This window comes from Microlunatus sp. Gsoil 973, from assembly GCF_009707365.1.
Taxonomy (GTDB): Bacteria; Actinomycetota; Actinomycetes; order Propionibacteriales; family Propionibacteriaceae; genus Microlunatus.
On record NZ_CP046122.1, the window covers coordinates 1,137,951 to 1,156,273 of the forward strand.

The 18,323-nt window shown below is 66.6% G+C and carries 21 protein-coding genes; 16 read left to right on the forward strand and 5 right to left on the reverse strand.

All coding sequences use genetic code 11. The features are described 5' to 3' along the window. Positions 1 to 34 precede the first annotated feature (34 nt). Positions 35 to 694, reverse strand: coding sequence for a DUF899 family protein (locus GJV80_RS05350; protein ID WP_230208162.1), 660 nt, complete (start codon positions 692 to 694; stop codon positions 35 to 37). A 136-nt stretch (positions 695 to 830) separates the two neighbouring features. Between GJV80_RS05350 and GJV80_RS05355 the strand changes: the two genes are divergently transcribed. Beyond that, positions 831 to 1,529, forward strand: coding sequence for a TetR/AcrR family transcriptional regulator (locus GJV80_RS05355; protein WP_154686997.1), 699 nt, complete (start codon positions 831 to 833; stop codon positions 1,527 to 1,529). Here the strand turns inward: GJV80_RS05355 and GJV80_RS05360 are convergent. Then, a complete protein-coding gene (locus tag GJV80_RS05360) occupies positions 1,495 to 2,610 on the reverse strand; it encodes a mandelate racemase/muconate lactonizing enzyme family protein (RefSeq protein ID WP_154686998.1) in 1,116 nt (371 codons plus the stop codon). The two genes, GJV80_RS05355 and GJV80_RS05360, sit on opposite strands and share 35 nt — an antisense overlap. A gap of 98 nt (positions 2,611 to 2,708) precedes the next feature. Here GJV80_RS05360 and prmC point away from each other — a divergent pair, with 98 nt between their 5' ends. From prmC to GJV80_RS05430, 14 genes are all read left to right on the forward strand, one after another. Then, the gene (gene prmC, locus GJV80_RS05365) at positions 2,709 to 3,596 is read left to right on the forward strand and encodes a peptide chain release factor N(5)-glutamine methyltransferase (RefSeq protein ID WP_154686999.1); all 888 of its coding nucleotides are present in this window, start codon (positions 2,709 to 2,711) and stop codon (positions 3,594 to 3,596) included. A gap of 55 nt (positions 3,597 to 3,651) precedes the next feature. Next, complete coding sequence (locus tag GJV80_RS05370) at positions 3,652 to 4,590, forward strand: L-threonylcarbamoyladenylate synthase (RefSeq protein ID WP_154687000.1); 939 nt, start codon at positions 3,652 to 3,654, stop codon at positions 4,588 to 4,590. 3 nt (positions 4,591 to 4,593) lie between these two features. Further along, positions 4,594 to 5,760: a glycosyltransferase family 4 protein gene (locus GJV80_RS05375; RefSeq protein ID WP_154687001.1), complete on the forward strand. Its 1,167-nt coding sequence runs from the start codon at positions 4,594 to 4,596 to the stop codon at positions 5,758 to 5,760. Between the two features lie 209 nt (positions 5,761 to 5,969). Next, entirely contained in the window at positions 5,970 to 6,554 is a 585-nt protein-coding gene (locus GJV80_RS05380; RefSeq protein ID WP_154687002.1) for a hypothetical protein, read from the forward strand. Between the two features lie 129 nt (positions 6,555 to 6,683). Further along, complete coding sequence (locus GJV80_RS05385; protein ID WP_154687003.1) at positions 6,684 to 6,977, forward strand: hypothetical protein; 294 nt, start codon at positions 6,684 to 6,686, stop codon at positions 6,975 to 6,977. A gap of 59 nt (positions 6,978 to 7,036) precedes the next feature. After that, on the forward strand, positions 7,037 to 7,822 hold the full coding sequence (gene atpB, locus GJV80_RS05390) for a F0F1 ATP synthase subunit A (RefSeq protein WP_154687004.1): 786 nt from the start codon (positions 7,037 to 7,039) through the stop codon (positions 7,820 to 7,822). A gap of 66 nt (positions 7,823 to 7,888) precedes the next feature. Continuing rightward, entirely contained in the window at positions 7,889 to 8,116 is a 228-nt protein-coding gene (gene atpE, locus GJV80_RS05395; RefSeq protein WP_154687005.1) for an ATP synthase F0 subunit C, read from the forward strand. 13 nt (positions 8,117 to 8,129) lie between these two features. Beyond that, the gene (locus tag GJV80_RS05400) at positions 8,130 to 8,684 is read left to right on the forward strand and encodes a F0F1 ATP synthase subunit B (protein WP_154687006.1); all 555 of its coding nucleotides are present in this window, start codon (positions 8,130 to 8,132) and stop codon (positions 8,682 to 8,684) included. Next, positions 8,681 to 9,472 carry a F0F1 ATP synthase subunit delta gene (locus tag GJV80_RS05405; protein ID WP_154687007.1) on the forward strand — a complete coding sequence of 264 codons (792 nt, stop codon included), beginning with the start codon at positions 8,681 to 8,683 and terminating at the stop codon, positions 9,470 to 9,472. The genes GJV80_RS05400 and GJV80_RS05405 overlap by 4 nt, the downstream gene beginning before the upstream one ends. A 114-nt stretch (positions 9,473 to 9,586) precedes the next feature. Further along, positions 9,587 to 11,224: a F0F1 ATP synthase subunit alpha gene (gene atpA / locus GJV80_RS05410; RefSeq protein WP_154687008.1), complete on the forward strand. Its 1,638-nt coding sequence runs from the start codon at positions 9,587 to 9,589 to the stop codon at positions 11,222 to 11,224. Positions 11,225 to 11,278: 54 nt separating this feature from the next. Next, complete coding sequence (locus GJV80_RS05415; protein WP_154687009.1) at positions 11,279 to 12,190, forward strand: F0F1 ATP synthase subunit gamma; 912 nt, start codon at positions 11,279 to 11,281, stop codon at positions 12,188 to 12,190. Positions 12,191 to 12,203: 13 nt separating this feature from the next. Next, a complete protein-coding gene (atpD, locus tag GJV80_RS05420) occupies positions 12,204 to 13,655 on the forward strand; it encodes a F0F1 ATP synthase subunit beta (RefSeq protein WP_154687010.1) in 1,452 nt (483 codons plus the stop codon). A gap of 2 nt (positions 13,656 to 13,657) precedes the next feature. Further along, positions 13,658 to 14,059 (forward strand): F0F1 ATP synthase subunit epsilon, encoded by a 402-nt coding sequence (locus GJV80_RS05425; RefSeq protein ID WP_154687011.1) that lies wholly within the window; start codon positions 13,658 to 13,660, stop codon positions 14,057 to 14,059. A gap of 55 nt (positions 14,060 to 14,114) precedes the next feature. After that, positions 14,115 to 14,582, forward strand: a complete 468-nt coding sequence (locus GJV80_RS05430) for a DUF2550 domain-containing protein (RefSeq protein WP_230208163.1) — start codon at positions 14,115 to 14,117, stop codon at positions 14,580 to 14,582. Between the two features lie 433 nt (positions 14,583 to 15,015). On the opposite strand, the gene GJV80_RS05435 is transcribed toward GJV80_RS05430, so the two are convergent. Next, positions 15,016 to 15,771, reverse strand: coding sequence for an endonuclease domain-containing protein (locus GJV80_RS05435; RefSeq protein WP_154687012.1), 756 nt, complete (start codon positions 15,769 to 15,771; stop codon positions 15,016 to 15,018). Positions 15,772 to 16,215: 444 nt separating this feature from the next. Here GJV80_RS05435 and GJV80_RS05440 point away from each other — a divergent pair, with 444 nt between their 5' ends. Next, positions 16,216 to 16,368: a hypothetical protein gene (locus GJV80_RS05440; RefSeq protein WP_154687013.1), complete on the forward strand. Its 153-nt coding sequence runs from the start codon at positions 16,216 to 16,218 to the stop codon at positions 16,366 to 16,368. Between the two features lie 12 nt (positions 16,369 to 16,380). Here the strand turns inward: GJV80_RS05440 and GJV80_RS05445 are convergent, their stop codons facing one another. Beyond that, complete coding sequence (locus GJV80_RS05445) at positions 16,381 to 17,196, reverse strand: endonuclease/exonuclease/phosphatase family protein (protein WP_195909174.1); 816 nt, start codon at positions 17,194 to 17,196, stop codon at positions 16,381 to 16,383. A gap of 49 nt (positions 17,197 to 17,245) precedes the next feature. Further along, positions 17,246 to 18,316, reverse strand: a complete 1,071-nt coding sequence (locus tag GJV80_RS05450) for a sugar phosphate isomerase/epimerase (RefSeq protein WP_154687015.1) — start codon at positions 18,314 to 18,316, stop codon at positions 17,246 to 17,248. Positions 18,317 to 18,323 lie beyond the last annotated feature (7 nt).

Sequence of the window (18,323 nt, forward strand, 5' to 3'; positions counted from 1 at the left end):
AGGCGGGCGTCTTCGGCCAACCCTGCGGTGAGTCCTACCATTCCTCGCGACGGCCGTACGGCAACAGGTCGATCAGTCCGAAGGCGAAGCTGAGCTGCTCGGTGCCCCGGCCGTTGGTGTGCCAGGTCCGGTAGACGTCCTCGCCATCCCTCAGGAACACATTCACCCCGAAGCCGCCGCCGGGTGGCGCATCAACGTCCGCGCCGAACGGGCTGTCGGCGGTGGAGTACCACTCCATCCGGTTCCCGACCTTCTCCTTGTAGGCCAGAGCCTCGTCGATCGTGCCCTGCGTGACGATGACGAACCGGGCGTCGTAGGAGTCGAGGAAGTGCAGTCGGGTGAACTGGGCGGTGAAACCGGTGCAGCCCTGACACTGCCACTCTGCGCCGGGACTCCACATGTGGTGGTAGGTGATCAACTGCCTCCGGCCGGCGAAGACATCCACCAGCCGGACCGGGCCGTCCTTGCCGACCAGCGTGTAGTCGGGCAGTTTGACCATCGGCAGGCGGCGTCGCTGCGCGGCGATGGCATCCAGTTCCCGGGTTGCTGCCTTCTCGCGGACCCGGAGGGCGTCCAGTTCGCGGCGCCAGGCGCCGGTGTCGACGACGGGCGGCATCGCGGTCGTCGAGGTGGTCGCAGTGGTCGTACCGGTCGCCGTGGTCGTCGTTGCTGCGGGTGCGTCGGAAGTGGTCATTTCGTCTCCTGTGCGGACGGTCTCAGAGCGGTGCGCCGCAATGTGTACGTCGTCAACATGCTATGTTCACACCGTACACATCAGAGATGAGGTGTCAAGGGGTTAGAAAGAGGGAGGCGTACGGAGCGGAGGACCGGTGCAGGAACGGCAGGGGTATCACCACGGGAGCCTCCACGAGGCGTTGCTGGACGCAGGCCTGGACTTGACCCGCTCCGGCGGGGTCGCGGCGCTGACGCTGCGGGAGGTGACTCGTCGCGTCGGAGTCTCTCCCAACGCCGCCTACCGCCACTTCGCCGACCGTGACGCCCTGCTGCGGGCCGTGGCGGCCCGGATCCAGGAGGACATGGCCGACCGGATGCGCGGCTTCGAAACGCCGGTCCGGTCTGCTGCCGGTTCAACGGCCGGGTCAACGGCCGATTCAATGGCCGATTCAATGGCCGATTCAATGGCCGATTCGTGGGCGTCCAGCCCGGCGGCAGTCCGGCTGCGCGCGGTCGGCCTGGGCTACATCGAGTTCGCGCTGGCCGAGCCGGGCTGGTTCGACACCGCCTTCGCCAATGTCGGAGCGTTGTTGACCGAGGATCCAGGCGCACCACCTCCACTGCCGCTGCAGATGCTGCTGGATGCGCTCGACGGCCTGGTCGAGTCCGGGGTCCTGCCACCGGAGCAGCGGGCCGGTGCGCAATGGCCGTGTTGGTCTGCGGTGCACGGGTTCGCCCTGCTGGCATTGGCCGGTCCGCTGCGATCGACTCCGCGCGAGGAGGTGTGGGCCGCCGCGGAACGGACTGTCGACGCGATCATCACCGGAGTTGTCGCCGGTGCGGATCAACGCTGACCCGGGTGGTGCTGCTGCTCAGAAAGTCCTCGTTGACGGTGATGCCCCAGCCGGGTGCAGCCGACAGTTCGATCATGCTCCGATTCACCTCGGGCAGCCCCGAGTAGAGGTCCTTGGTCCAGGAGACGTCCTCAATACTCCATTCCTGGAACTGGTTGATCGACGGAGAGCAGGCAGCCAGGTGCAGGGTGAAGATCTGCAACAGCGAGGTGTTCGCACAGTGCGGCGTGCATGGCATCCCGGCCGCCTCGGCCATCAATGCCACCTTGCGGGCCCGCACCATGCCGCCGACATAGCCGATGTCGGGTTGCACGATGTCCACCGCACCGGTGTTGATCATGCGGTGGAAGTGCTCCAGCACCTGGTCCTGTTCACCACCGGCGACCGGGATGTCGAGGGCGTCGGCGACCGTCCGGGTGGCCTCGAGTTGCGGGTAGGGACACGGTTCCTCGAAGTGGTAGTAGCCGGACGCCTCGAGGATCCGGCCGACCCGGATCGCCTCGGCCGGGCTGTAGCAGCCGTTGGCGTCCGCACGCAGGCTGATCCCGTCACCGAGCTGTTCCCGAACGTACGGAATGATCTTCTCGGTACGCCCCGGGGCGGCGTCGGCGTCCTGTCCCATCACCGACCCGATCCTGATCTTGAAACCGCTGAACCGGCCGGACTCCACCAGCCCGGTGAGCCGTTCGGCCTCGTCCTCGGGGGTGATGTCGCGACGCATGCTTGAGCCGTACACCCCGATCGAGGTGCGCACCGTGCCACCCAGCAGCTGATACACCGGCCGGCCGACCGACCTGCCCAACACATCCCAGACCGCGGTCTCCACCCCACACAGGGCGCGATAGAGCACGGTGCCGTAGAACTTGTACTCCCCACGGATGCAGCGGTCGACGATGGCGGCCACGTCCCACGGATCGGCTCCGAGGAACCACGGGGCGATCTGATCATGGAGCGCGGGAACGCTCTGGCCGGCAAGGTAGGGCGACGTCTGGCCCCAGCCCTCGACGCCGTCGTCGGTACGCACCTTGACCAGTGCCAGGTTGTTGTCGCGTTGGAACGTCTCGATCGAGTCGATCTTCATCGAATCAGCTACTCCCGGTGAATGGTGGAAAACAGCGGTCAGGTCACCGGAGACGATCCTGCCGTGGTCATCATGGCAGATCGCCTAGGCTCGTCGCCGTGGAAGGGCAGGGATCGATCCGGGCTGTGCTGGCCGAAGCGAGCTGCAGGCTCGCGACCGCCGGCGTGGAGAGTGCCGACGCCGATGCGATGGCCCTGCTGGAGGTGGCGTCCGGGCGCTCCCGCTCGGAGCTGTTGATCACCGACGCTGTCGGTGGGGTGCTCGACGACGCAGCTGCCGGCCGGTTCGCGCAGCTGATCACGCGACGGGAGACCAGGGAGCCGCTGCAGCACATCACCGGGGTGGCGTACTTCCGACATGTCAGCCTGCAGGTCGGTCCCGGAGTCTTCGTGCCCAGGCCGGAGACCGAGGTGATGGCCGGCTGGGCGATCGATCGCCTGCGCGAGATCGTCGGGACCGGCAGGGTGCCGATCGGAGTAGACCTGTGCTCGGGTTCCGGCGCGATCGCCCGGTCGTTGGCCGACGAGGTCCCCGAGGCCGAGCTGTACGCGATCGAGCTCAGTGAGGACGCCGCACGCTGGGCCGCCAGGAATCTGTCCGGCACCGGGGTCGATCTGCGGACCGGTGACATGGCCACGGCGTTCCCGGAGCTGGACGGCACCGTCGACGTGCTGGTCTGCAACCCCCCGTACATCCCGTTGGCCGCCTGGGAGTCGGTGCAGCCGGAGGCCCGTGATCATGACCCGCAGGTCGCGCTGTTCTCCGGTGACGACGGGCTCGACGCGATCCGGATCCTGACCCGGGTCGCCGCCCGCCTGCTGCGTCCCGGTGGCTGGGTCGCGGTCGAACACGCCGAAGTGCAGGCCGAGTCGGTGCCGGCGCTCTTCGCCGAGTACGGCTCCTACGAGCAGATCCGGGATCACCGCGACCTATCCGGAAGACCCCGCTTCACGACCGCACGGTTCCCTCAGTTCGCCGGTGGCTGAGCGACCTCTCGCCGAGTGATCCGGTCCGCCGCCCGACGTGGCAGGATTGGCGCCGATGACTGACCAGACCACGGATCCGGGCGAATCCCAGACGACCAGTGAGCCGCCGGGTCCCCGATATGCCCGCTACGACTGCACCGACCGCGCCGACCGCTCCGCCGTCGACGAGGCGGCGGCCGCTGCCCGGCGGGCGCTGGACGCGGGCGAGTGCATCGTGCTGCCGACCGACACCGTCTACGGAATCGGTGCGGACGCGTACAACGCCGATGCGGTCCAGCGGTTGCTGGACGCCAAGGGGCGCGGCCGGGAGAAGCCGCCGCCGGTCCTGATCTCCGACGCCCACTTCGTCAAGGCACTCGCCGCAGACGTCCCCGACGAGGCGATGTCGCTGGTCAAGGCGCTGTGGCCCGGAGCGCTGACCATCATCTGCAAGGCCAACGACCGGCTGCGGATGGACCTGGGGGAGACCAACGGAACGGTCGGATTGCGGGTGCCGGATCATCCGCTGACCCGCGAGCTGCTTCGGCAGACCGGTCCACTGGCGGTCAGCAGTGCGAACAAGACCGGCCGGGCGGCGGCGTCGACCTGCGACAGCGCGATCGAGCAACTCGACGACAGCGTTGCGGTCTATCTCGATGGCGGCGAGCTCACCGGCACCGAGGGCAAGCCGTCGACGATCGTGGACTTCACCATCAAGGACACGGGTCAGATCCTGCGATCGGGTGCCATCAGCCTGGAGACCCTTCAGGAGTACCTACCCGACGTCGAGGACCTGGCGACCGAGGCGGAGGCCGCCGAGGAGACGCCCAACTACACGACGGCCGAGCTGCGGGCCCGGCACACCCTGCAACCGCCACTGGAGACACCCGCCGAGCCGACTGCGCCGGCCGCCGAGACCCCGGCTGCACCGGCCGCGCCGGCGATGCCACAGGTCGCGGAGCCGTTGCCGCAGTCACAGCCGACACCGGTTCGTACCGAAGGCACCAACGGCTGATCGATGCGCGAATACCTGCTGGTGCTGCTGATCTCGGCCGCCACGACCTACGTCCTCGCGGCGGTGTGGCGGCGGGTCGCACTACAGGTCGGGGCAGTCGCCCGGGTGCGCAAGCGGGATGTGCACACCGTCGAGATGCCGTACTTCGGCGGCGTGGCCATGCTGTTCGGCATCGCCGCAGCATTCCTGATCGCCAGCCACCTGCCGTTCCTGGGCTCCAACGCGACCGTACGGTCCGACTCCCGCGGCGTGTTGATCGCCGCAGCGGTGATCTGTCTGGTCGGCGTCCTGGACGACCTGCTGGAACTCAACCCCTTCGCCAAACTCGCCGGACAGGTCCTGGCGGCCGGACTCCTGGTCGCGTTCGGCGTCAAGATGCTCTACATCCCGCTGGCCAACAACACCATCGCCCTGGACAGCAGCGTGCAGATCGCCATCACCGTGTTCCTGGTGTTGCTGTGCTCCAACGCGGTGAACTACGTCGACGGGCTGGACGGGCTTGCCGCGGGGATCGTCGGGATCGGCGCCTTCGCGTTCTTCCTCTACTCCTACAACCTGGCGGTCGAACAGCACCTGGTCCGCGCCACGACCTCGAGCCTGATCACCGTCGCCGTGGTCGGCGCCTGCGTCGGCTTCCTGCCGCACAACTTCCAACCAGCCCGGATGTTCATGGGCGACTCCGGGGCGATGCTGCTGGGATTCCTGCTCGCCGGTTCCACGATCAGCCTCACCGGACAGATGGACTCATCCCAGTTGGAGAACACCCGGGGCAGCCTGGTGCCGACCTACCTGCCGCTGGCGCTGCCGTTGGCCGCGCTCGCACTGCCGATCCTGGATTTCGCGTTGGCCTTCATCCGGCGCACCTACCACGGCAAATGGTGGTTCGTCGCCGACAAGCAGCACCTGCACCACCGGTTGATGGAACGCGGTCACGGAATGCGGCGGGCGGTACTGCTGATGTACGCCTGGACCGCACTGCTCTCCTTCGGGGTGATCATCCTCGGCCGCCTGCAGAACTGGGTGGTCATCGCTGCGATCCTGGCGGTTGCCGCAGTGCTGTTGATCCTCACCCTCGGCCGGCCGATCAGCTGGGGCGGCAAGGCGAAACGCAGCCGTTTGAACGACCGTCCGGAGGTCAAGCCCGACGTTCCGGCACGACGCCTGCCGTAACCTCCGGTTTTGTGGGTACGGGCTGTTGGTGCCCGCACCGACCGCGGCCTCGGCCGCCGCAACCCCGCCCCGCAGCACATTGCGGCGGGGCGAGTTGCAGACGCCAGGGGACTTTGTGCTATTTTTCACAAGCGTAGTGAGCCAGCCTCGACCGGTGCCGTCCGACCTTCGGCGCGCACCCCTGGCCGATAGACAGGACAGCCGCCGATATGACGACTGAGAGCCCGCGAACCCGGAATACAGCCGGTCCGAGCATTCATGTCGTCCGTGCGCGCAAACTGCTCTACGGCGGCCTCGTCGGGGGCTGCTCGGCAGCACTGGTCTGCGTGATCATCTTCGGCATCACCGGCGGCGTGAAAGGGCTGGCTTCGGCAGCACTCGGAGCCGGCATGGTGTTGTTCTTCTACGTCGTCGGTCAACTGGTCATGGTGGCCTTCGCCGATGCCGGGGCGCGCACCCTGCTGTCGGTCTCGATGGCCAGCTACACCGGCCGGGTGGTGATCCTCGGCCTCATCCTGGTGATCTTCCAGAACAACCGCGACGCCTGGGCGGCGATCGACACCCGAGCGGTGTTCGTAGCGGTGATCGCCGTGGTGGCCGGCTGGTTGATCGTCGAGGTGCTGGTCTTCCGCCGGTTGCGGATCGGCATCTACGATTCCGAGTACGAGGCCCCCACTGCCGCCGTGGAGGTCGAGGAGTCACGATCCGAACGACGCACTCTGGATCCCGAGGCAGAGGCCGATCAGGCCCAGGCCGAACCTCGGCGTGACGAAGGCACCGGTGACGACCGATGAGGTCACCTGTGTCGGGGCTGAGAATCGACTGCTACCGTTTGGACCGCCATGTCACAGCTGCTCGGGCGAACCACTCCGCCAACCGGCCGACGATCGTCGCCGTCGATCGCTTCCGGATTCGATCAAGCGATGACCGCGCTGTCCTACCTGCTCGGCGGTTTGATCTTCTACGGCGGTCTCGGCTGGCTGGGAGCGCACTTCCTGCACGCGGTGTTCCTGCTGCCGATCGGCATCGTGGTCGGGCTCGGCCTGTCGACGTACCTGATGGTTCAGCGGTTCGGCAAGGCCGGCGACGCGGCGCTGGACAAGTGGGTCACCGACAAGAAGGCCAAGGAAGACGAGTGGGCGAAGCTCGCCGGCCGACCTGGGCCCGGAGGGAACCGTCAGTCCGACCTGGGCGAACCGAGCAGCAGCAGCCGGTGATCACCGACGTGATCGACCAGAACACCAGCCGATACGGCATGAGGAGAGATCAGTAACGCATGGGTACAACGCTTCTGGTTCCTCTCGAGGGCTTCCGGCCCCCGGGCGCCGAGAGCTTCGATCTGCCCAACATCGGCGGGATCCCGTACTTCGACCGGCCGATGCTGATGGCGCTGATCTCGATCGTGGTGATCATCGGCTTCTGGGCGCTGATCTCCCGGCGGATGCGATTGGTTCCGAGCAAGGGCCAGTTCGTCGGCGAGTTCACCTACAACTTCGTCAGGGACGGCATCGCCCGGGATCAGATCGGGCATGACTTCAGGAAGTACGTCCCGTGGCTGGTCGGGCTGTTCTCCTTCCTGCTGGTGAACAACATCTGGGAGGTCTTCCCGTTCTTCATCTTCCCGACGGTGTCCCACATCGGCTGGGCCTACGGCCTGGCGATCATGAGCTGGGTCATCTACAACGTGGTCGGCGTACGCAGACACGGTTTCTTCGGCTACTTCCGCCGGTCGGTGCTGCCGTCGGGTGTACCGGCGGCGATGTGGCCGATCGTCATCCCGATCGAGTTTCTCTCCAACATCATTCTGCGACCGATCACCCTCAGTCTCCGGCTCTTCGGCAACATGTTCGCCGGTCACCTGCTGATCTTGATCTTCGTGACCGGCGGCGAGTACCTGCTGCTGGAGAGTGAATCACTGCTCAACAACGCAGTCGGCGTCCTCTCGCTGATCTTCTCGATGGCGATCTTCGGCCTTGAGCTCTTCGTCGCGGCGTTCCAGGCCTACATCTTCACGCTCCTCAGTGCCCAGTACGTCGGCGCATCACTGGCCGACGAGCACTGACAACAACAACGACTTCTGGCTCGGACAGCCAGCGGAAATCCTGAACAGGGAAAGGAAACCCAAGCAATGACTCCACTCGAACTGACCGGCTCGGTCTCCTCGCTCGGCTACGGCCTCGCCGCGATCGGCCCCGGCATCGGTGTGGGCATCATCTTCGCCGCCGTGATCCAGGGAACCGCACGGCAGCCGGAAGCCCGGGGTGCGATGATGGGCACCGCCTGGATCGGCTTCGCGCTGACAGAGGCGTTGGCCATGATCGGCCTGGCCATGGCGTTCGTCTTCAACGTGTCCTGATCGGATGGGTCCGATGACCACACTGCTCGTCGGGTTGGCAGAGAACCCGGTTGTCCCGCATCTGTCGGAGTTCATCGCTGCGATCGTCTTCGCGATCTTGCTCGCGGTGATCTTCGCCAAGATGTTCATGCCTCGCTTCGAGAAGACCTACCAGGAGCGGGCCGAGGCGATCGAGGGCGGTATCCAGAAGGCGGAGAAGGCTCAGGCCGACGCCCAGGCTGCTCTCGAGCAGTACCAGGCACAGCTCGCCGACGCCCGCGGTGAAGCCGCCCAGATCAGGGAAGCGGCCAAGGCCGATGCTGCTCAGATCACCGCCGACGCCCGTCAACGGGCCCAGGCGGAGGCTGATCGGATCGTCGCCGCGGCGCACTCCCAGCTCGAGGCCGAGCGCAACCAGATCGTCAACCAGCTGCGTACCGAACTCGGCGGACTGGCGACGACCCTGGCCGGCCGGATCGTCGGGGAATCACTGGACGACGACGAGCGTGCCCGCCGGACGGTTGATCGCTTCCTGGCCGACCTGGAAGCCGCCGACTCCCGAGCGCCCCAAGGAGCCGACGTCCCGTGAGCATCGAATCCGAGACCGCTCTCCGCGAGCTGGACGCCACCCTTGACCGGTCGCCGGTCAGTGGCGAACTGGCCGACGAGCTGTTCTCGGTCGTCGACCTGCTGCAGAGCGAACCGTCTCTGCGCCGGGCGGTGACCGACCCGGCGACCCCGGCCGAACGGCGCCAGTCGCTGGCTGCGGGCCTGCTGCGTTCGCGGATCAGCGAGACCGCGCTCAACCTGATCACCGAGGGCGTGGGCAAGCGGTTGGGCGGCACTGCGCTGCTCGACGGGCTGGAGCGGCAGGCGGTCCGCGCACTGCTCAAGTCGGCCCAGACGGCCGGCACGCTGGACGAGGTGGAGGACCAGCTCTTCCGCTTCGGGCGCGTGGTCGACGGCGATCCGGAGCTCCGCGGTGCGATCACCGACCGGACCGCGTCGCTGGAACGGCGCTCGGCCCTTGTCGACCAGCTGGTCGGCGGGAAAACCGCGCCGGAGACGACCCGACTGGCCAAGCGTGCGTTGGCCGCCCGGGACCGGAACTTCTTCCGGACGCTGAACGGCTACATCGAGCTGGCGGCAAGCACCCGGGATCGGGTGATTGCCACGGTGCGGGTGGCCAGGCCGCTGGAACTGCAGCAGCGGGAGCGGCTGCAGAACGCGTTGGCCCGGCAGATCGGCCGAGAGATCGCGCTGCAGGAGATCGTCGAACCCGACCTGATCGGTGGGATCCGGGTTGAGATCGGTGACGAGGTCATCGAAGGCACGGTCTCCGGCCGGTTGGAAGCCGTACGACGGCAGTTCGAGTGAGCGGAACGGCCGAGCAGGGCGCCCTGAGCTTGTCGAAGGGCAACAAGACGACGACTCTGGGTAGCAACACCCGGAACACGAGATAGAGAAACCTCGAGAGCAGGAACGAAGGCGATGGCAGAACTCACGATTCGCCCGGAGGAGATCCGGGAAGCCCTGGACAGCTACGTCCGGAATTACACCCCGGAGACCTCCAGCCGCGAAGAGGTCGGCACCGTGACCAGCTCCGGTGACGGCATCGCGCGTGTTGAGGGTCTGCCGTCGGCGATGGCCAACGAACTGCTGCAGTTCGAGAACGGCACCATCGGCATCGCGCAGAACCTCGACGTCCGCGAGATCGGCGTCGTCGTGATGGGCGACTCCGAGGGCATCGAGGAAGGCTCGACCGTCAAGAGCACCGGCGACATCCTCTCGGTGCCGGTCGGTGACGGCTACCTCGGCCGGGTCGTCGACGCACTGGGTCGCCCGATCGACGGTCTGGGTGACATCACCCCGATCGACGAGCGCCGCGACCTGGAGGTCCAGGCGGCCGGCGTAATGGACCGCCAGGAGGTCCGGCAGCCGCTGCAGACCGGCATCAAGGCCATCGACGGGATGATCCCGATCGGTCGCGGCCAGCGGCAGCTGATCATCGGCGACCGCAAGACCGGCAAGACCGCGATCGCAGTCGACACGATCATCAACCAGAAGGACAACTGGGCCACCGGCGACCCGGAGCAGCAGGTCCGCTGCATCTACGTCGCGATCGGCCAGAAGGCGTCGACGATCGCCTCCGTCCGCGCCGCCCTGGAGAACGCCGGCGCTCTGGAATACACCGCGATCGTCGCCGCACCGGCCTCGGATCCGGCCGGTTACAAGTACATCGCCCCGTACACCGGTTCGGCCATCGGCCAGCACTGGATGTACCAGGGCAAGCACGTCCTGATCGTCTTCGACGACCTCTCCAAGCAGGCCGAGGCGTACCGCGCGATGTCACTGCTGCTGCGCCGCCCGCCGGGCCGTGAGGCGTACCCCGGTGACGTGTTCTACCTGCACTCCCGGCTGCTGGAGCGTTGCGCGAAGCTGTCCGACCGGCTGGGCGGTGGGTCGATGACCGGGCTGCCGATCATCGAAACCAAGGCCAATGACGTCTCGGCCTACATCCCGACCAACGTCATCTCGATCACCGACGGTCAGATCTTCCTGCAGTCCGACCTGTTCAACGCCAACCAGCGTCCGGCGATCGATGTCGGCATCTCGGTGTCGCGGGTCGGCGGTGCCGCCCAGACGAAGGCGATGAAGACGGCGGCTGCTCCGCTGAAGACCGAACTGGCCCGGTACCGCGACATGCAGGCCTTCGCGATGTTCGCCTCCGACCTGGACGCCACCACCCGGCGCCAGCTGGAGCGTGGAGGCCGGCTGATGGAACTGCTGAAGCAGCCGCAGTACGACCCGTACCCGATGGAGGAGCAGGCGGTCAGCATCTGGGCCGGCCTGGACGGCCAGCTGGACGACGTACCCGTGGCGGACGTGCTGCGCTTCGAGCAGGAGATGTTGGAACACCTGCGGCACAACAGCACCGTGCTGGCCGGCATCAAGGAGACCAAGGTCTTCGACGACTCCGCGATGGACACGCTGCGGGAGCAGATCGCCGAGTTCAAGAAGGGCTTCCAGACCTCCGAGGGCAAGTTCCTCGGCGTCGGCCGCGAGGAGCACGAGCCCCTGGACGCCGACGAGGTGGCCCAGGAGCAGATCGTCCGGCAGGCGCGCTGAGGGTCGACGACGTGATTTCCGGCGTGTACACCATCGGCTGGCCGAGGAGGAGCGATGCCCGCATCACTGCGTGAGTTGAGGGCCAGACGCGCCTCGGCAACCAACATCAAGAAGATCACCCGCGCCATGGAGCTGATCGCTGCCTCGCGGATCATCAAGGCCCAGCAGCGGGCCAGGGAGGCGGCGCCGTACCAGTCCGAGCTGACCCGCGCGGTGTCGGCTCTGGCCACCTACTCCAACGTCGACCATGCGCTGCTCACCGAGGCGGAGAACCCGCGGCGGGCGGCGATGTTGCTGATCACCTCCGACCGCGGCCAGGCGGGGGCGTACTCGTCGACGGTGATCCGGGAGGGTGAGCAGCTGCGTGAGCTGCTGGCCGGGAACGGGCTGGAAGTCGTTCCGTTCCTGTCCGGCCGCAAGGCCGCGGCGTTCTACAACTTCCGGGAGCGTCCGGTGGCGGGGCAGTGGTCGGGCTATTCCGACGGCCCGACCTATGCCGACGCGCGGATTATCGCCGACGCCCTGCTGGAGTCGTTCAACACCCCGACCGGCGAGGGCGGGGTGGACGAGATCCACATCGTCTACACCCGGTTCGTGTCCATGATCGCCCAGCGCGTCGAGGTCATCCGGCTATTGCCGCTCGAGGTCGTCGAGGGGGATCAGGCGCCGTCGCAGGACGAGCTGTTGCCCCTGTACGACTTCGAACCGAACGCCGAGACGGTGCTGGACGAGCTGCTGCCGCTGTACGTGGCCAGCCGGATCCACTACTGCCTGTTGCAGGCGGCGGCCTCCGAGCTCGCTGCCCGGCAACGGGCGATGAAGTCGGCCACCGACAACGCCGAAGACCTCATCCAACGGCTGACGCGGGAGGCCAACCAGGTCCGCCAGGCCGGCATCACCCAGGAAATCAGCGAGATCGTCGGCGGCGCCAACGCGCTGGCCGACGCTGCAGCCGAATCCGATTGAGTAAGGGAACGAAATGACTGCCACTCTCAACGAGACGCAAGAGAACAAGACGCTGGGCGTCGGGCGCGTCGCCCGGGTGATCGGCCCCGTGGTGGACATCGAGTTCCCCGCGGACGCGATGCCGAACATCATGAACGCGCTCACCGTGGAGATCACCACGGCTGAGGGCACCCGCAAGATGACCCTCGAGGTCGAGTTGCACATCGGTGACAACGTGGTGCGCGCCATCGCCCTGAAGCCGACCGACGGTCTTCGCCGCGGCACCGAGGTGCACGACACCGGTGCGCCGATCTCGGTGCCGGTGGGTGACATCACCAAGGGTCACGTCTGGAACGTGACCGGTGAGGTGCTCAACGCCGACCCGGCCACCGTCGAGATCACCGAGCGCTGGCCGATCCACCGGCAGGCGCCGGCCTTCGACCAGCTGGAACCGAAGACCGAGATGCTGGAGACCGGTATCAAGGTGCTCGACCTGCTGACCCCGTACGTGCAGGGCGGCAAGATCGGCCTGTTCGGCGGCGCCGGCGTGGGCAAGACGGTTCTGATCCAGGAGATGATCTACCGGATCGCGCACAACTTCGGTGGCACGTCGGTGTTCGCCGGCGTCGGTGAGCGGACCCGTGAGGGCAACGACCTGATCACCGAGATGGAAGAGGCCGGCGTCCTCAAGGACACCGCGCTGGTGTTCGGCCAGATGGACGAGCCGCCGGGCACCCGGCTGCGCGTCGCGCTGTCCGCGCTGACCATGGCCGAGTACTTCCGCGATGTGCAGAACCAGGACGTGCTGCTCTTCATCGACAACATCTTCCGGTTCACCCAGGCGGGGTCGGAGGTGTCGACGCTGCTCGGCCGGATGCCGTCCGCGGTGGGTTACCAGCCGAACCTGGCCGATGAGATGGGCCAGCTGCAGGAGCGGATCACCTCGACCCGCGGTCACTCGATCACTTCGATGCAGGCGATCTACGTGCCGGCCGATGACTACACCGACCCGGCTCCGGCGACCACCTTCGCCCATCTGGACGCGACCACCGAGTTGTCCCGTGACATCGCGGCGCGGTCGCTGTACCCGGCCGTCGACCCGCTGACCTCGACCTCGCGGATCCTCGACCCGCAGTACGTCGGCCAGCACCACTACGACGTGGCCACCTCGGTGAAGGCGATCCTGCAGAAGAACAAGGAACTCCAGGACATCATCGCCATTCTCGGTGTCGACGAGCTCTCCGAAGAGGACAAGATCGTCGTCGCCCGGGCCCGCCGGATCGAGCAGTTCCTGTCCCAGAACACCTACATGGCCGAGAAGTTCACCAACGTTCCCGGTTCGACGGTGCCGCTGACCGAGACCATCGAGTCGTTCCGGATGATCGTCGAGGGCGAGGTCGACCACATCGCCGAGCAGGCGTTCTTCAACGTCGGCGCCATGGACGATGTGGAGAAGGCCTGGGCCGAACTGCAGAAGGACGCCTGATCGTGGCCGAGCCGCTGGAGTTGCGGGTGGTCTCCGCAGACGCGGTGGTGTGGTCCGGCGAAGCCGAGAACGTGATCGCCAAGACGGTCGAGGGCGATATTGGTATCCTTGCCGGACACGAGCCTGTACTGGCCTTGCTGGCGCCGGGCGGCGTCGAGGTGATCCAGCCGGACGGCAACCGAGAGATCGTTGCCGTCGATGGCGGTTTCATCTCGGTTGCCCGGGGCAGGGTGTCGATCATCAGCGAGTACGCCAGAATGGCTGAGGAGATCACCGTCGATCGGGCCGAGCGAGCGCTCGCCGAAGCCCGCCAGCGCCTCGACGCCGGTGAGGACGACGAGGAGACCCGCAAGGCCTACCGTCGGGCCGAGGCGCAGCTCAGCGCTGCGCGGAAGGCCCGCTGACACCGGGACGTACGAATCGGGCGTACGGCCGGGACTGATTCGGGAGGGGCAGGCAGTGCGGATCGGTTGGCTGAGCGCAGCAGAGGTCATCGGCGTCGTTCTGGTGCTGCTTGCAGCCGTGCTGGTCGGTCTGGCGGTACGCCGCCGCTGGCTCGCCCGCAACGGCGGCACGTTCGAGTGCAGCATGCGTCACCGCCCGCACGACGACGGCACAACGACTCCGAGCACCGGTTGGGTGCTCGGAGTCGCGCGTTATGGGGGCGATGACCTGGAGTGGTTCCGCTTCTTCTCCCTGGCCTGGTGGCCCAAATACACCTTCCGCCGCTCCGAGGTGTCGATCCTGGAGCACCGGGCGCCGACGGCGGCCGAGGCCGTTGCCCTCTACGCCGACCAGGAGGTCGTCTCCGTCACGACCGGCAGCGGCGACAACTTCGAATACCGCGACCTGGCCATGAGCCCGGATTCGCTGACCGGGATGCTGAGCTGGCTCGAAGCCGCGCCGCCGGGCATCAACCGCCGCTGACCCGCGTGTCGCCTGCTGGCGGCTGTGCCGGCTGCCCCTCACCCCTTGGCTTCGGACTGCGCCGTCGCGCCCTACGTCGAATTGGTGACACGTGCTACGGATTCGCGTCTCGGGCGGTACGTCGTCGTCGATTTGGTAACACGTGCTGCGAGGTCGCGTCTCGGGTCGCTGTCGTCGTCGAATTGGTAACACCTGGGGCGGATCGGGTCCCGGGCGGCCCGTCGTCGTCGATTTGGTAACACGTGCGGCGAGGTCGCCGTCCCGGGGTCGCTGTCGTCGTCGATTTGGTAACACGTGCTGCGGATTCGGGTCCCGGCCTGCCCGGCGGCGTCGATTTCGTAACACGTGCTGCACAATCGCGGCGAACGCCGGGTCGGTGCGCGGATTCGGTAGCACGTGGTACGAAATCTTTGCTCGGAGTCGGGAGCAACACCTAGCCGCGGAATTGGTAGTTCCGCCAGGTGCTTCGGATCCGGCAGCTCTGCTTGGTCGCCCCGCGATCCAGACGAGCAGCCGCAATACGCTGCAAGGTCCGATCGGGCTCCTGGTAGAAGTGGTGCTTCTGGATGACCAGGATCCGGTAGCCCATCTTCTCGATCTCCTCGCGTCGCTCGAGATCCCGCGCAACCTGTCGGGGATCGCGGGCGTGTTGATCACCGTCGTATTCGATGATGAGCTTCAGATCGAGGTAGCAGAGGTCGAAGCGCAGCTTCCAGTCACCGTTGTCGCTTCTGATCACGAAGTTGATCGATGGCTCCGGCAGACCGGCGAGCACGATCAACATTCTCAACCGCGATTCCATCGGCGAGTCGACCCCATCGCGGACGAGTCTCGCGGCACGACTTGCCACGGCTGCCCGGCGGTCGGTCCACCCGTCAGCTGAGGCGATCAACTCGTCACGAGTGACGACTCCGGCGCCCGCCAGCGAGTCACCCAGGACAACCAGGTCGACCAGTCCCAGACCGCCGCCGGCCACCTCGCAGAAGCAGCGTGCAGGAGACGACAACGGGATTGACTTCAGCACCCGCAGGTCGCTGCGGCCACGAGACTGGTGCGCGGTGATCCCACGGCGCCTGCTGCGCACACAGCCGGGAGGCACCGACAGATGCACACTCTGGTCGTCAGGAACGACCCCGCCCCACAGCGCGGCCGCACTGCCGTGACTGACGAACGCGTCCGGAAAGATCATCAACGCCGCCCGCGCACGCTCCAACGCCGTCAGACCGACCGCGGCCTCGACGTAGACGCCGTGGAAGACCCGGGTGAACCTGGGTCCGAGAAGTTCACGGTCGGCGATGCCCGCAGCCAGGGCTTCGGACCTCCGGAAGGGCCGTCGGGTGTCCAGTCGAACGGAGTTGGTACGCGTCCCCGCACCATGCCCGCATACCGGCAGCCGACCGGAGCTCAGTCGCGGGGACTGTGGACAAATCGGTCGACGGACAACACTCGGGCGCAATCGGACAACAACTGCGGGTCCTTCGATGATGCCCAGCGCGTCAGAAGAGTGTGACGGGGAAATTGACTTCGCCGGAGGCCATGATCAACAAGCATGCGACCTTCGAGGGGTCTGATCAGTGACGCATAACCAAGCATTGCATCACATCGGATCACCCGAAAGTCAGAGAGAATGATCATGGGTCGCACGCCTCGCAGCAGAATTGCCGCCCCCGAACGGTCCGCGCGCTACGGCGACAGACACGACTTCTCCGAGAACCCGATCTGCGACCTGATCACCGACAGCTTGACGGTCAGCAAGATCAGCACGTTCCTGGAGGAGCTGCGCTGACCGACGCGACGATCAGAAGTCGATGACTGCCTCGACCGGAAGGTGGTCCGACGGATACTGGCCGCCCGGTGCCTCGTCGACCATCCGTGCCGAGGACACGGTGACCCGGTCGCTGACCAGGATCCAGTCGATCCGTACGCCGTCCGGATCCGGCGCCGCATAGTTGTTGAAGGTGCCCAGCCGCGGACCACGCTCGGCAGCGGTGAGATAGGCGTCCCGCAGCTGCCCGGCGGTCATGATCGCGTACGGCTCGGAATCCTCACCGCAGTTGAAATCACCCATCACGATCAGCGGCACGTCCGGGTCGAGCCCGGCGATCCGATCGATGACCTGATGCGCGGAGTTGACCTGCACCTCGATGCTCTCGTGATCGAAATGGGTGGTGATCACGAAGAATTCGGCATCATCGGCGACCCGTCGGAAGCTCGCCAGCGAGTACATCCTGGGCAGCGTCGCGCCCCAGCTGATCGATCCCGGTACATCCGGTGTCGTCGACAGCCATTGGTGCTCGATCTTGATCAACTCGACGGCCCGGGAGTTGTAGATGATCGCAGAGTTCTCCTCGATGCCGCCGTCATGCCGGTGCTCGGCGACGAGGCGGTAGTGATCACCAAGGCCGTCCATCAGATCGGCCAGCTGGTGATCGACACCCTCCTCGGTGCCGAGAATGTCCGGCGCCAGCCCGGACAGCAGCTCCACCGACGCGGGCCGGCGCCGCGACCACGGTTGGGGATCGGCCTCGCTGGCGAACCGCAGGTTGTAACTGACGATCTTCACCGGATCTCCGTCCGCGCAGGCCGGGCCGAGGAGTGTCTCCTGCGACGACACGCCGCAAATATGAGGGAATATGTGACCCCTCGGCGGAGTGGGGGGTGGGTCACTTCTGGGCGAAGGCGGCGTCGAAGGAGGTCTCCGACGGCTTGATCGCGTTCAGCCGACGGGCCCACTCGACCGACTCCGGGGCACCGGCCAGCCGGTCCATGCCGGCGTCCTCCCACTCGATCGAGATCGGGCCGCCGTAGCCGATCGAGTTGAGCATCCGGAAGATGTCCTCCCACGGGGTGTCGCCACGCCCGGTGGAGATGAAGTCCCAGCCGCGCCGCGGATCGGCCCAGGGCAGGTGCGAGGACAGCCGGCCGTTGCGGCCGTTGTGCATCCTGACCTTGGTGTCCTTGCAGTCGACGTGGTAGATGCGGTCCTTGAAATCCCACAGGAATCCGACGGTGTCCAGGCCCTGCCAGACCATGTGCGACGGGTCGAAGTTCAGACCGAATCCCGGCCGGTTGTCGATCGCCTCCAGCGTCTTGACGGTGGTCCAGTAATCGTAGGCGATCTCGCTGGGATGGACCTCGTGGGCGAACCGGACGCCGACCTCGTCGAAGACGTCGATGATCGGGTTCCAGCGGTCGGCGAACTCGGCGTACCCGGCCTCGATGACGTCGTCACCGACCGGCGGGAACATCGCCAGGTAGTGCCAGATCGGCGAACCGGTGAAGCCCACCACGGTGTCGACGCCGAAGGCCGCGGCTGCCCGGGCGGTGGTCTTCATCTCCTCGGCCGCACGCTGCCGGACGCCCTCCGGGTCGCCGTCGCCCCACACCCGCGGATTGACCATGTTCTTGTGCCGATCGTCCAGGATGGCCTCACACACCGCCTGACCGTTGAGGTGGTTGGAGATCGCCCAGCAACCAAGCCCGTTCTGCTCCAGGATGTCCTTGCGGTTCTTCACGTACGCCTCGTCCTCGGCGGCCCGTGCGACGTCGAAATGATCACCCCAGCAGGCGATCTCCAGTCCGTCGTAGCCCCATTCACCGGCCAGGCGGCAGATCTCCTCGAACGGCAGGTCGGCCCACTGTCCGGTGAACAGCGTCACCGGCCGGTCCTGCTTCGGCTTGGCGACTCCGGTGGCTTCACGGCCGAGCGCTGGGCTGTTGCTGGGGCTGGTCATTCTGGTC